General features: G+C 52.4%; 10 protein-coding genes. 6 read left to right on the top strand and 4 right to left on the bottom strand.

What is annotated here, in order from left to right:
- Window positions 1-424: 424 nt before the first annotated feature.
- Window positions 425-2188 carry a sensor histidine kinase gene (locus EJP87_RS07920; protein WP_130471326.1) on the bottom strand — a complete coding sequence of 588 codons (1764 nt, stop codon included), beginning with the start codon at window positions 2186-2188 and terminating at the stop codon, window positions 425-427.
- 5 nt (window positions 2189-2193) lie between these two features.
- Window positions 2194-2901: a response regulator transcription factor gene (locus tag EJP87_RS07925; RefSeq protein ID WP_130471327.1), complete on the bottom strand. Its 708-nt coding sequence runs from the start codon at window positions 2899-2901 to the stop codon at window positions 2194-2196.
- A 492-nt stretch (window positions 2902-3393) separates the two neighbouring features.
- On the opposite strand from EJP87_RS07925, the gene EJP87_RS07930 reads away from it, so the two are divergent.
- Genes EJP87_RS07930 through EJP87_RS07940 form a run of 3 tightly spaced genes read left to right on the top strand, consistent with a single transcriptional unit; the run spans window position 3394 to window position 8908 of the window.
- Window positions 3394-6867: a molybdopterin-dependent oxidoreductase gene (locus EJP87_RS07930; protein ID WP_130471328.1), complete on the top strand. Its 3474-nt coding sequence runs from the start codon at window positions 3394-3396 to the stop codon at window positions 6865-6867.
- 27 nt (window positions 6868-6894) lie between these two features.
- Window positions 6895-8022, top strand: coding sequence for a 4Fe-4S dicluster domain-containing protein (locus EJP87_RS07935; RefSeq protein WP_130471329.1), 1128 nt, complete (start codon window positions 6895-6897; stop codon window positions 8020-8022).
- Between the two features lie 13 nt (window positions 8023-8035).
- A complete protein-coding gene (locus EJP87_RS07940) occupies window positions 8036-8908 on the top strand; it encodes an ethylbenzene dehydrogenase-related protein (RefSeq protein WP_193771232.1) in 873 nt (290 codons plus the stop codon).
- A gap of 177 nt (window positions 8909-9085) precedes the next feature.
- Here EJP87_RS07940 and EJP87_RS07945 read toward each other — a convergent pair whose 3' ends face one another.
- A complete protein-coding gene (locus EJP87_RS07945) occupies window positions 9086-9475 on the bottom strand; it encodes a hypothetical protein (RefSeq protein ID WP_130471331.1) in 390 nt (129 codons plus the stop codon).
- 107 nt (window positions 9476-9582) lie between these two features.
- Here EJP87_RS07945 and EJP87_RS07950 point away from each other — a divergent pair, with 107 nt between their 5' ends.
- A complete protein-coding gene (locus tag EJP87_RS07950) occupies window positions 9583-10488 on the top strand; it encodes a TorD/DmsD family molecular chaperone (protein ID WP_130471332.1) in 906 nt (301 codons plus the stop codon).
- A gap of 54 nt (window positions 10489-10542) precedes the next feature.
- Complete coding sequence (locus EJP87_RS07955; protein ID WP_130471333.1) at window positions 10543-10938, top strand: hypothetical protein; 396 nt, start codon at window positions 10543-10545, stop codon at window positions 10936-10938.
- Between the two features lie 127 nt (window positions 10939-11065).
- On the opposite strand, the gene EJP87_RS07960 is transcribed toward EJP87_RS07955, so the two are convergent.
- Window positions 11066-11437, bottom strand: coding sequence for an Hpt domain-containing protein (locus tag EJP87_RS07960; RefSeq protein WP_130471334.1), 372 nt, complete (start codon window positions 11435-11437; stop codon window positions 11066-11068).
- A 281-nt stretch (window positions 11438-11718) separates the two neighbouring features.
- Here EJP87_RS07960 and EJP87_RS07965 point away from each other — a divergent pair.
- On the top strand, window positions 11719-13571 hold a 1853-nt coding region (locus EJP87_RS07965), incomplete at its 3' end, for a PAS domain-containing hybrid sensor histidine kinase/response regulator (RefSeq protein ID WP_193771233.1).

The raw sequence follows: 13571 nt of genomic DNA on the forward strand, positions 1-13571 counted from the left end.
ACTCCTGCACTCCTGCACTCCTGCACTCCTGCACTCCTGCACTCCTGCACTCCTGCACTCCTGCACTCCTGCACTCCAGCACTCCAGCACTCCTGCACTCCTGCACAAGGCAAGCGCATTTGCCAATTTTCTCACTGTTGCCACAAGCGAAACTGTGCATGTCGGGCGTCCGCCCTCCCAAAGAGTGCCCCTTCGGGGCACAAATCTGTGCGGCGTGCGCGAATGCTACGCATTCGCTTCTGGTGAAACGCCGCACATTTTCAGCAGGGCTTTGCCCTGCACCCACCAGGAGGAGATAATCTCCTCCTGGACCTCCATAATAATTTTCTGGTTTTCTGGTTTTCTGGTTTTTTAATGCGATGGCCCTGACTGCATCACAACACAATAAAGAGAGCAAGAGATCATAAAGGCACGCAGAAGAGAATCAGCTCTCCTTTGGCAGAGAGAGCCAAAACAGGGAGCCATGCGGTTGCACCTCCTCAACCCCAACCTGCAAACCCATGCGCTCGGCCAAATGCTTGGCAATGGCCAAACCTAAACCGGTTCCGCCCATATGCCGATTCTGGCCGGGATCCACACGATAAAATCGCTCAAAAATATGCTCCCGATGCTGCGCTGCTATCCCCTCACCATCATCCAGCAACTCCAAACGCTGCAACTCCCCCTGCCGACGCAACTGCACACGCAGATTGCCCCCTTCTGGCGTATATTTGATGGCATTGTCCAAAAAATTGGCCAAAACACGATGCACCAGATCGGCATTGATCTCATAAACCGCTGCTTCGTCTATCGCTACCTGCACGCTTAAACGCTTCTCCTCCGCATTTTCCAATACCAAATCAACCGCCTCCTGTACCAAAGGTAACAACGGCAAGGGGGTGAGCGGTACCGGATCCTGATTGGCTTCCAAACGGGATAACTCCAACAAATCAGTGATGATCTTGCCTAAACGCTGCGCATTCCGCTCCAAAGCATTGGTAAGAATGCGGCTGTATTCGGGATCCTCCAACGCACCATCACGCAAGGTCTGGGCGTTGGCTTGAATAATGCTGATGGGCGTGCGCAGCTCATGCGATACATTGGCCACAAACTCCCGCTGAATCCGATCCAAACGACGCCGCTCCGTCACATCCCGCAACACAATCAATGAACCAGGATGATCATGCAACGGCGTGATAAAAGCCAAAATCTGCCGACTGGAGCGGCCGGGCAAGATAAATTCACAACTGGGAGCCACAGGAGTCTCTGCTGCATCAGCCCCCGGCAAAAGAGCCAAGACCGGGGCCGGCAAAGCCTGGGCAATGGCCATGCCTTGCCACGCCTCTCCCACCTGCAGCAACTCGATGGCCGAACGGTTCATCAAAGTGATCTGCTGGGCGCTGTCAATGGCAATCACCCCTTCGCTCATGCTTTGCAAAACAGCACTCATCTTTTCCTGTTGCCGGGCCAAGCGGATCAACATATCCTCCTTCTCTTCCGCCAAAAGATTGAGCGAGGAGGCCAAACCGGCCAAGGCATCGTTGCCATGAACCGGCAGCGGGGGGGCATGGGTGCCACGGACAATATTTTGCACCTGCTGAGCCACAAAGCGCAGTGGCTGAAAGGTCCAACGTGCCGACAGGTTGCTCATTGGAATCCAGACAGCGATAAAGAGCAACGAGGAGATAAATAGCGCCCAATCCAAACGGGTGTGGATGGCCTGCACATCCTGCAGAGAGATGGCGGTACGTACTATACCGCTTTTGCCAAGCACATGGTGGAAAGGAATCGCCACATAGAGCATGGGCATGGAGAGAGTGGTGGAAAAATGTTTGTTGACCCCAAACCCCTCCTGCCAGGCCGCCAGCACTTCGGGCCGATTGGCATGGTTTTCCATGGCCAACAGATCTACACCATCAAGGATGGAATCACCCATGACCGAGCCATCGGCAGAGATAAAGGTCACACGCACCGAGTGATCCTGACCCAGCAGATTGGCTAAATGATCCACATATTCATTGCTCGGAAACTCTTCGTGCGCCTCAACCATGGCCCGGGCAGTCTCGGCATAACGTCGCAACTCGGTAAGCACATGGGCATCAGACCACTCCCCCAAGGTCTGCTCCAGATAGATGGCCACAATACCCATCGCCACACTGGTCAGAAGCAAAAATGAGAGTACGCAACGGGCGCGAACACTGAAGTTCATGAGGACTATTCCTGTGTGGAATCGCGCAAACAATAACCAATATTGCGTACTGTTTCGATGAGGTCACCACTGGCACCCAATTTTTGGCGCAAGCGTTTAATATGCACATCCACAGTACGGGTTTGAATGGCGTTGTTATGGATATTCCAGACTGCAGCCAACAAATCATCCCTGGATTGCACCTCACCTTTATGGGTCAGCAAAATCTCCAAAAGCTTGAACTCCATGCTGGTCAGGGCAACCTCCTGATTATCGACAAACACCTGATGCTTTTTGCGATCCAGCAGCAACCTGCCATTATGCAGTCGATTATTCTCAGCAACGGCAGGCTGCACCAAAAATGTTTGCCGACGTAAAATAGCGCGGATGCGCAACAGCAGTTCGCGCACATGAAACGGTTTGGCCATATAATCATCGGCCCCCATCTCAAAACCGATGATACGGTCGGTCTCTTCAGCGCGGGCACTGAGAAAGAGGATCGGCAGACTCTTGCTGGCCTCACTCTGCCGCCATCGCCGACACAATTCGACCCCTGACATGCCAGGCAGGACAATGTCCAAAATGGCCAGGTCGGGAAGTGGGTGCTGATTGATCCAGGAGACAGCCTCCTCTGCAGAAAAACAGAGATGCACCTGGAAACCTTCGCGCTTGAGGTTGTACTCCAGCACCTGCGCCAAATCTTTTTCATCTTCAACGATCAAAAGGGTAGACACGTTGGATTCTGCCGGATCGAAAGAGAGGGGTTCAGAAAGAGATCTGCAAATTATGTTTGTTTCGTTACTTATTCGCAAAAAATATTACATGAACCAAGCCAAAATGCAACACTTTGTTTGCATAAAAAATGCCATTCATAGAGATAAGCACAGGATCATATTGTGTAAAACAGGATACAAAAAATTCGTAAACTTTATTAACATGGATCAATTTTGTTCTGATGCAAGCCTTGAGAAGCTGTGGGGGATCGGCTAGCGTAAGCCGTCGCTACAGGCAAAGACAAGAGCGGTGTTTGCTATTTGTTTGCTGTTATCTATTGTGCTTTGCAAACAGAGAGGTTGTATTTACCCTTTTTCCGCTCGATAAATAATATTTATTGCATATAGACGCAGAGACTCGGCCATGAGGGGGCGTCGATTGGTGGGATGGCATGGTGGTTATAAGTCCGGTAGCATACCGGACGAGTTTTTCTCAATTTGAGGAGGCACTCGATGAATTTACCCAAAGAACAAGTGACGCGGCGGCGGTTTATGCAACTGCTGGGCGCGGCTGGGTTTGGAGCGGCGGTGGCGCCGAGCCAACTCTTTGCCGATTACAAGTTTCTTGCGCCGGTAACTGTGGAAAACCCTTTGGCGGGCTATCCCAACCGGGATTGGGAAAAGATGTACCGGGATATTTTCAAGACTGACAGCCAATTTGTCTTCATGTGCTGCCCCAATGATACCCACAACTGCCTGCTGAACGCCTATATCAAGAATGATGTGGTGGTACGCATTGAGCCGACCTACGGGTATGGTCAGGCCAAGGATCTTTACAACAACCAAGCCTCACATCGTTGGGATCCCCGCTGCTGCCAAAAGGGTCTGGTTTTGGCGCGGCGTTTTTATGGTGATCGTCGCGTCAATGGTGCCTTTATTCGCAAAAACTTCAAAAAGTGGGTAGATGAAGGGTTCCAGCGTGACCCCAAAACCGGCGCTCCGGCCAGGGAGTTGATGAATCGCGGTTGGGACTCTTTTGTACGGGTCAGCCATGATGAAGCCTATCGGTATCATGCCATGGCGTTGAAAAATATTGCCGAGACCTATACTGGTGACAAAGGCAAGGAGTATCTGTTGGCGCAAAATTATGATCCGGACATGGTGGCTGCTGCCGAAGGGGCGGGCACCCGGGTTATGAAATTCCGTGGTGGCATGGCCAAGCAGGGTGCTGTGCGTATTTTTGGCTCCTTCCGTTTTGCCAACTCCATGGCCTTGTTGGATCAAGACATTCGCAAGGTGGAGCCGGCCAAAGCCATGGGTGGTGGCACCTGGGACTCCTACTCTTTCCATACCGACCTGCCGCCAGGCCATCCCATGGTGCACGGCGAGCAGACCAACGACTTTGAGCTTTTTGATACAGAGAATGCCGGGTTGGTGGTGGTATGGGGCATGAACTGGATCTCCACCAAAATGCCGGATGGTCACTGGCTGACCGAAGCCCGTCTCAAGGGAGCAAAAACGGTTGCGGTTACTGTGGAATACTCTTCCACCGCCAACAAATCGGATGATGTGATCATCATTCGTCCTGGTACTGATCCCGCCTTTGCTTTGGGTGTGGCCAGCGTGATGATCAATGAAAATCTGTTTGATACCGAGTTTGTGCGTCAGTTTACTGATCTGCCCAGCCTGGTGCGCATGGATACTTTGGAGCGTTTGAAAGCTTCGGATGTATTTCCCAACCATGTCAACAGCAAGTTGGAAAACTGGACCCAGGTGATACCGAAGGATCAAAATCCGGCACCGACGCCGTTGCAAAAGGGTGTACAGGTATTGGAAGGTTTGGTTGGTGAATTTGCCGATTATGTAGTTTGGGATGGCAATCAACCATTGGCTGTGGGTCATGATCAGGTGGGGGTACATTTCAAGGCCAATCCTGCTTTGTCGGGCAGTTTTGAGGTCACCTTGGCTGATGGCAAAAAGATAACCTGCCGCACTGTGTTTGATCTGACCAAGCAATATTTGGATGAGAACATGACGGTGGAGAAGGTCTCCGCTTTGACCCGCACTCCCAAAGAGGCGATCATCTCCCTGGCGCGGGATATTGCCAACAATCGCGGCAAGACACTGTTTGCCTGTGGCATGGGGCCCAACCAATTCTGGAACAACGACAACAAGGACCGGGCGATTCATCTGCTGGCGGCTTTGAGCGCCAACCTGGGCCGCAACGGTGGCAATGTCGGCTCTTATGCGGGCACCTATAAAAACACACTCTTTTCTGGTGTGCCGCGTTTTACTTTGGAAGATCCCTTCAATCTGCAGATGGATCCTGCTGGCAAGGTGACGCCCAAGCTGTATATCCGTCCCGAGTCGATGCACTATTGGGCCAATGGCGAGCGGATCATGAAGGCGGGCAATAAAAAGATCACTGTCGGCAAGCATGTCCCCACTCCGACCAAAGCGATTTGGCAGGTCAACTCCAACTCCAGTCTGGGCAACCAGAAGGGTCATTATGATGTGGTCTTCAACACCCTGCCTCGTGCAGAGTGTGTGGTCTACAACGAGTGGTGGTGGACGGCCTCTTGCGAATATTCAGACATCATCTATGGGGTAGATGCCTGGATTGAGTTCAAGCAGAGCGATATGACCGCCTCCAACTCGAATCCGTTTGTGCAGATGTATCCTCCCACACCGATGCAGCGCAACTATAAGACGGTACATGATAATGAGACCTATTTAGGTGTGGCGCGGGCCTTGAGCAAGTTGACCAATGACAGCCGTTTTGAGGATGTCTGGAAGTTTATTGCCGAGGGTAAATCGGATGTCTATCTGCAGCGGATTATTGATGGTTCGACCCCGTTGAAGGGTTACAAAGTCGATCAACTGGTGGCCAACGCCATGAAGGGTATTCCGGCTTTGATGAACACCCGCACCTATCCGCGTGGCAACAGTTATGAGCAGGTGACGGAGTCGCGTCCTTGGTACACCAAAACGGGTCGTTTGGAGTTTTATCGTCCTGAGGTTGAGTTTATTGAAGCGGGCGAAAACATGGTGGTTTATCGTGAACCATCGGATGCCACATTTCATGAGCCGTGTGCGATTGTTGCTGCGGCGCATCCGGCCTTGCGTCCGAAGACGCCTGCTGATTGGGGGATTGATGCCAACGATCGTTCGCACCAGACGCGGCAGATGCGCAACACGATGTTAAGTGTTGAGCAGGTGCTCAGTTCCAAGCATCCGTTAAACGAGCAGGGATGGCAATATATCTTCCACACTCCCAAATATCGTCATGGTTCGCACACCATGCCCATTGATACGGACTTGCAGATGGTGATGTTTGGGCCGTTTGGGGACATGTATCGTCGTGACAAGCGGGCACCTGGTGTGGGTGAGTTGTATGTGGATATTCATCCAGAGGATGCGCGTTCGTTGAACATCAATGATGGGGATTATGTTTATGTAGACGGGGATCCCAATGATTTGCCATTCCGTGGTTGGAATGATCCGGCGCGCAAAGCGGAGTACAAGGTAGCTCGGTTGCTTTGTCGTGCTCGTTATTATCCGGGAACGCCGCGTGGGGTTACGCGCATGTGGTTTAACGGATACATGGCGACGCCAGGAACTGTGAAGGCGCATGAAACCCGTGCGGATGGTTTGGCCAAAAATGCGGAAACCAACTATCAATCTTTGTTCCGTTATGGTGGTCATCAGAGTCTGACGCGCACTTGGTTGAAGCCGACCCATCAGACAGCGACGTTGATTACCCGGAAATCGTGGACCAACGAGGTGACCAAAGGATTCAATGTAGATGTGCATTGTGTGACCAATGCCCCTCGGGAATCCATTGCCAAATTTACCAAGGCTGAGGATGGCGGAATAGGGGGCAAGGGTCTGTGGCGTCCTGTACAATTGGGATTGCGCCCCAGCAATGAGAGTGCCGCCATGAAGCAGTTCCTTCAAGGTGAATTTGTCAAGAGTTCCAAAGCATAACGACCGGGAAAGAAGAGGAGATTCTCAATGCCGAAGGTAATGAACTGGCAAATCGGGCGGGAGATGGATTATCCCTATGAAGGGAAGCGTCCACAATCGCAATTTGCGATGATCATCGACACCAACAAATGTATTTCGTGTCAGACCTGCACAGTGGCCTGCAAAACCACCTGGACTTCCAGTCGTGGTCAGGAGTACATGTTTTGGAACAATGTGGAGACCAAGCCTTATGGATTTTATCCGTTGGGTTGGGATGTAAATATTTTAAGCCGGCACGGGGTACAGGATATTTCTGGTCCGGTTTATCAGGGCAAGACTTTGTTTGAGTCGGCTCCGGATGGTTCGATGGTTTTGGGTTATCTGCCGGAGGATGTAGATTATGCGCATCCGAACATTTCGGAGGATGATTCGATTGGCCAACTGGCGCAGGGAGCATTTTTGCAGATGCCGCACATGCAGTGGATGTATTATCTGCCGCGCATTTGCAACCATTGCACCTATCCGGCCTGTCTTGCCTCTTGCCCACGGCAATCGATTTACAAGCGGCCTGAGGATGGCATTGTCTTGATTGATCAGGAGCGTTGCCGAGGTTATCGGGAGTGTGTACGGGGTTGTCCTTACAAGAAGCCGTTCTTTAACAGCATCACCCGCACTTCTGAGAAGTGTGTAGGTTGTTATCCGGCGGTTGAGCAGGGTCGGCAGACGCAGTGCACGATGACTTGCATTGGCAAGATTCGTTTGCAGGGATTTATTTCGCCGCCTGGGCAGGAGAATGAGAGCAATCCGATTGATTATTTGGTACGCATTGCCAAGATAGCCAAGCCGCTTTATCCGCAATTTGGATTGGAGCCGAATGTTTATTATATTCCGCCGATTCATGTACCTTCGCCCTTTTTGAAGCAGATGTTTGGGGCGGATGTAGAGTTGGCGCAGCAGACATATCGTAAAGCTGCGGATGATAAACAGTTGTTGGCGGCTTTGTTGTTGTTTGGTGCCAGTCCCAGTATTTTGTCTGGGTTCCGGCATCAGGATGGGCAAGCGATTGGTTTGGACAAGAAGGGTGAGGAGTTGGTACGAGTTCCCTTCAAGGAGCCGATTTTTGTTCGTCCTGGTTTTGATGAGCAGTTTCAAACCCATCGCAGCAATGCCACGTAGGAGGGAGGAAGTCATGAAACGCATGTTTTCAACAGGGTTTCTCGCCGCCACTCTGAGCGTGATGGTGGCTGGCGCAGCTCAGGCTGGGGCACAAGAGGCTGCTCCGGAGTCGTTGCAGGCGCTGCGGGTCAGCGGCAAGGGTCCGATTGTTGATGTAGGTGGGACAATTTGGAACCAGGCCAAAGCGGTCAAGGTAGCGATGCAGCCGCAGGTAGTCACCATGCCGACCAATCCCAATGCGGCGGTCAAGGAGGTTACTGTGCGTTCGGTACACAATGGCGAGTGGTTAGCGTTATTGTTGGAGTGGCAGGATTATACCAAGAGTGACATGGTGGTAGTGGATGGATTTTCGGATCAGGTTGCTGTGGAGTTTCCGGTGACCTATAAGGCTGACAATCCGCCTTCGCCGATGATGGGTAATGCAGGCAATCGGGTGAATGTTTTGCAGTGGCGTGCATCGATGCAGCGGGATTTGGATCAGGGTCGGGAGGCCAAGATTCAGGATTTTTATCCCAATGCGCCGGATGCCGACCTTTATTACACCAACCGTTTATCGGCGGATGCTGGTCGTCCTTATCTTGGGGCCAAGGGGTTAGGCAATCCGGTTTCGGTACAGAGTGTGGGGCCGGTATTGGACATGATGGCGGAGGGATTTAGTTCTTTGACTGTGCGCAGCAAGCAGGAGGCGACGGGCAAGGGGATTTATCGGGATGGCAAGTGGCATGTGACGATTACGGTGCCGATGAATCCTGTTGGGAAGAGTGCGCCGAAGTTGGAGGCTGGTCAGGGTACGATTGTGGCGTTAGCGGTATGGGATGGTGGTGGTCAGGAGGTTGGTGCGCGCAAGTCGTGGTCGGACTGGGTTTCTTTGACTTTGGGCAAGTGATACCGGCTGGATTTGTTGCAGGGATGTAATGTTTTGATAGCCGGAGGGAATTTTCCTTCCGGCTATTTTGTCTGTTTTTGTGTGTTTATTTGTTTGATTTTTTTTTGCTTGATTATGGAGGTCCAGGAGGGGATTATCCCCTCCTGGCAGAGGTTTGGAGACGGAGTCTCCAAGGTTTTATCTGTTGATTTTATCTGTTGATTTTGTTTTTGCTGTTGCTGTTGCTGTTGCTGTTGCTGTTGCTGTTGCTGTTGCTGTTGCTGTTGCTGTTGCTGTTGCTGTTGCGGCGCTTTTACAAACAAGCCAAGGCGGTTTTTGCCTTGGCGCAGCGCCGCCAAAGCCGGAGGTTTGGAGGCGGGAGCCTCCAAGGTTTTGTTTTGCTTTGCTTTTAGGTTTTGCTTTTAGGTTTTGGCCGTTGCTTTTGGCCGTTGCTTTTGGCCGTTGCTTTTGGCCGCTGCTTTTGGCCGTTGCTTTTGGCCGCTGCTTTTGGCCGCGACACCCAAGCGAATAAAATATATTCCAAAAACCACTATGCCCTGCCCACCAGGCTGCAGCATGTTCCTGCATAGTGGCTTTTGAACAGAAATGTGTAAGTCGGGCGTCCGCCCTCCCAAAGAGTGCCCCTTCGGGGCACAGATTTGTGCGCGCTGCGCAGATTTGCTACGCAAATCTGCTTGTTTGAAAGCGCGCCAAACAAGCAGCAGGGCTCCGCCCTGCACCCGCCAGGGGCGATAATCGCCCCTGGACCCCGTAATACTATTTTATTTTTTATTTTTATTCAGGCATTGATCTCAATTGCGATTTTGATCAAATCCATTGCCAAAAACAGGATACAAAACATGAACGAACCACAAACAAACGAAACAATAAATACCTCCGATCCACTGCAAGAATTAATCGAACGAGCCGCAATCTTCCGCCTGCTGGCCCACGGCTTCACCTACCCACAAGAGGGTAATCGACAACTGCTCGCAACAGCCATGCGCAATATGAGCTACCACGCCGGCGTGGCCAATAGCCCTTGGATGGAAATGATCTCTGCCTGGGAAGAGTGCAACGACGAACTGCTGAGCCAAGAATATATGCGCCTGTTCATGGGCTCCGCCCCATGCTCCCTCCACGAAACCGCCTACGGTGACGGCCAACGCCTGGCCGGTAAACCAAGAGAAATGGCCGATATTCGCGGTTTCTATAAAGCCTTCGCCATGACCCTCTCAGAAGAGGAACCAACCCCACCAGATCACCTGGCAACCGAATTGGAATTCTATAGCGTCCTCCTGCTCAAACAAGCCTATGCCCTGGAAGAAGGCTGGCAGGAACCCCTGGAAATCACCGAAGATGCCGCACGTAAATTTTTGGAACAACACCTGGGACGCTGGGTGAAAGCCTTCGCCGCCGGCATGCTCGAACAAAATGCGACCCCAGCCTACCTTTTGCTGGCCGAAACCACCGCCGCCGTGCTACACACAGAAAGTGAACGCCTGAACGTGCACCCAGAACTGCTCTCTGGCCGCATCGTCGGCGATGTAATGCAAGAAGATGCCCTGATCTGCCCACGCGATCTCTCTGCACCAGAATAAAAAATATCGGGCGCCGTACCCCCCTCTCACACCGCCACTTGCAGGAGAGAAGCAATGAAAAAAATGTTCTCCATGACAGCACTGACCATGGCCTTGACCCTGTCAGCAACCTGCTGGGCCGGGCCACTGGCCGACGCTACCAAAGCCGCTCTGATGGAAGCTCGTGACAACCTGGTCGGCCTGTTGGCAGAAAATGTCCAAACAGCCCAAAACAAACGCATCGATGCCATCAAACAAGCAACCACCAAAGTGGATGCCCATATCTCAAAAAATGGCGAAACCCTGAAAGAGTTTGCCGAAGTGTGGATCCCCTTCAAAACTACTCGGGATGAAGAGATTGTGCCCTATATCCTGGCCGGAAAAAAAGATGAAGCCAAAGCCCTCGCAACCACTATCCAGGCCGAACGCTTCAAAAAAATGTTGACTATCCTCGGCGCACTCAATCAATAAATGTCGCGCATCCACATGCTCACAACCAAACTGATACCGACAAACCCCGCCACACAGAAGCCATTGTGAGTTGACCGACTCCTTGCCACACCCTGCAACACCCTCAACTGCCATTGGCCGGAAAAAATTACTCCCCGGCCAATGCCAGCAACAGCAGATCCTGCAACTCCTTGCGAACAAACTCTCCCTCTTTTTCAATGCGCAGTAAAATCTCGGCAACTCCCTCTGCCGAACCCTCTTCAGCACTGCTCTCCAATTGCGCACACAAATGGGAAAAAGAATCTGCACAAAAGGTCGCCGAAGTCCCCTTTAATTTGTGCGCTGTCTGCCGCAACAAAGCACGATCTTGCTTGTGCCACGCCTCATTGAGCGCAATGAGACGATCTGGAAAATTTTTTAAAAATAATGCCAATACCCGCTGAAATCCTGCCCCAGTCTCCTGACGCAAACGCTGCAACCCCTCATGGTTGATAATTGAACCACCCCCCGAACTCTCCATGCTCTGCTCTCCCTGGCAACACGCGGAACAATAGGTGCTGTTACGCTAGTTTTTCCTTAATTGCATGTTATTCGCTTTTTGTCAAGTTATAAATCGCCCCGTGCAGAATGCACACTCACCCGGACACAAAAAACCGATCCGGAAGAGCGGCTGGCTTTTTGTCAAGAGATAAATCGCACACCACACTATTCACACTCTTTCAGGATGGATTGAAACCTGTCGGAAAGAGGATTACTCTCGGCAGAGAATGTTCGCGACGAGATGATGACAAGGAGGAGAGAATGCACTGGTTGTTACGGCAGCAGATGGAACAGATATTTGCTGGATGTGATGCAGAGAGCGAAATTTGGCTGCAAAAACAGATGCAGGCTTGGCGTGCAGGCGACGCAGAAGCAGGAAAAACCTTGTTGCAGGGATTGGTCCCCTTATTGGAGAGCATCTCCGCAAGTTATGCCGATCTATTTGCAGAAGAACCGCAAAATACAACCCATCCCTCCCCCACCCGCGCCGCACAAAAATGGCTGGCAGAACTGCAACCGGCCATTCTGGCCACCGCTTCCGACGGCGTCATCACCATCGATGCACAAGGAGAGATCCACCTAATCAATCCCGCCGCCGAACGGATGTTTGGTTATCCCGCAGGAGCGCTGGTAGGACGCTCAGTGACCGAGTTGATGCCAGAACCCTATCGCAAAGCCCACGAAAAAGGCATACAACGCTATCTGCAAAGCGGCTCCTCACGGGTTCTCGGACATACCGTGGAACTGGTTGGTCTGCATGCCGATGGCCACCTCTTTCCTATCGAACTACGCATCAACCGCATGCAGGTCGGGGAAAAACTGCTCTTTGTCGGCCTGCTGACCGATATTGCTACCCGCAAATCTGCCGAAGAGCGCTTGAAACGCAGCGAAGCAACCATCCGGGCAATTGTCGAAAAAGCAGTCAACAGCATCATCGCTATCGATATTCATGGCATCGTCCAACTGTTCAATCCGGCCGCAGAACGACTGTTCGGCTATACCGCAGCAGAGGTGATCGGCCAAAATGTCGCCATGCTGATGCCCTCCCCCGATCGGGAAGCCCATGATCGCTATCTGCAAAACTATTTGAGCAGCGGCATCGCCCATATCGTCGGGAAAGGCCGCGAGGTGCATGCCCAACGCCGCGATGGCTCCCTGGTGGTGGTCGATTTGGCAGTCAGCGAAATCGGAATCGGCCAAGAACGACAATTTGTCGGCATGATGACCGATCTGACCAGCCGCAAAGCCATGGAACAGGCCCTCCTGGTGGCCCGGGCAACCGCAGAACAGGCCAACCGCATGAAAAGTGAATTTCTCGCCAACATGAGCCATGAACTGCGTACCCCCATGAACGCCATCATGGGCATGACCCACCTGCTGCTGCAAAGCGACCCCTCGGCCACACAACAGGACTATTTGCGCAAAATGGAGAGCGCCGCGCAATCGCTGTTGACACTGATCACGAATATCCTCGACTTTTCCCGCCTGGAAGCCGGCGGTGTGGAGATTCAAGCACTGCCGTTTCAACTGGAAGATGTGCTCAACCCACTGCTTACCCGCTATCACCAAAAGGCAATGGAAAAAGGGCTGGCCTTGCGCCTGACCATCGCCGCCGAAGTGCCACGCGGCTTGCTGGGTGACCCGCTGCGACTGGGACAAATCTTGAACCATCTGCTCAACAACGCCGTCAAATTTACCGATCGGGGCCAGGCAGGTGTGGAGGTGGAGCTGTTGCACCGCGAAAAAGAGCGCGCACAACTGCAATTTGTGGTCTGGGATAGCGGTATCGGTATGGATAAAGGGTTGCAAGAACGCCTGTTTCAACCCTTTACCCAAGGCGATGGCTCCTCCACCCGCCGCTATGGCGGCACCGGCTTGGGTCTGGCCATCTGCAAACCGCTGGTGGAACGCATGGGCGGACAACTGAGCGTCAAAAGCGAAGAGGGAGCAGGCTCGCGTTTTATCTTGCGCCTGGATTTTGGCATCCAGGCCGAAACGCTTTTTCTGCCACCAACCGCAGAGTGCGTATTGCAATTGACACCCATTTTGCAAGAAAATGGCGAGAGAGCGCGCGCGGAGGCCGTGGCCAACGCCCTGGACTGGCAAGCACTGCT

It is taken from the genome of Candidatus Magnetaquicoccus inordinatus, assembly GCF_004217665.1.
GTDB lineage: Bacteria > Pseudomonadota > Magnetococcia > Magnetococcales > Magnetaquicoccaceae > Magnetaquicoccus > Magnetaquicoccus inordinatus.

Bases quoted from the DNA above. Each gene is read 5' to 3' on its own strand.
- EJP87_RS07945 (WP_130471331.1), bottom strand. From the start codon at position 9,475: ATGCAGGAACATGCTGCAGCCTGGTGGGCAGGGCATAGTGGTTTTTGG.
- EJP87_RS07955 (WP_130471333.1), top strand. From the start codon at position 10,543: ATGAAAAAAATGTTCTCCATGACAGCACTGACCATGGCCTTGACCCTG.
- EJP87_RS07920 (WP_130471326.1), bottom strand. From the start codon at position 2,188: ATGAACTTCAGTGTTCGCGCCCGTTGCGTACTCTCATTTTTGCTTCTG.
- EJP87_RS07930 (WP_130471328.1), top strand. From the start codon at position 3,394: ATGAATTTACCCAAAGAACAAGTGACGCGGCGGCGGTTTATGCAACTG.
- EJP87_RS07935 (WP_130471329.1), top strand. From the start codon at position 6,895: ATGCCGAAGGTAATGAACTGGCAAATCGGGCGGGAGATGGATTATCCC.
- EJP87_RS07940 (WP_193771232.1), top strand. From the start codon at position 8,036: ATGAAACGCATGTTTTCAACAGGGTTTCTCGCCGCCACTCTGAGCGTG.
- EJP87_RS07960 (WP_130471334.1), bottom strand. From the start codon at position 11,437: ATGGAGAGTTCGGGGGGTGGTTCAATTATCAACCATGAGGGGTTGCAG.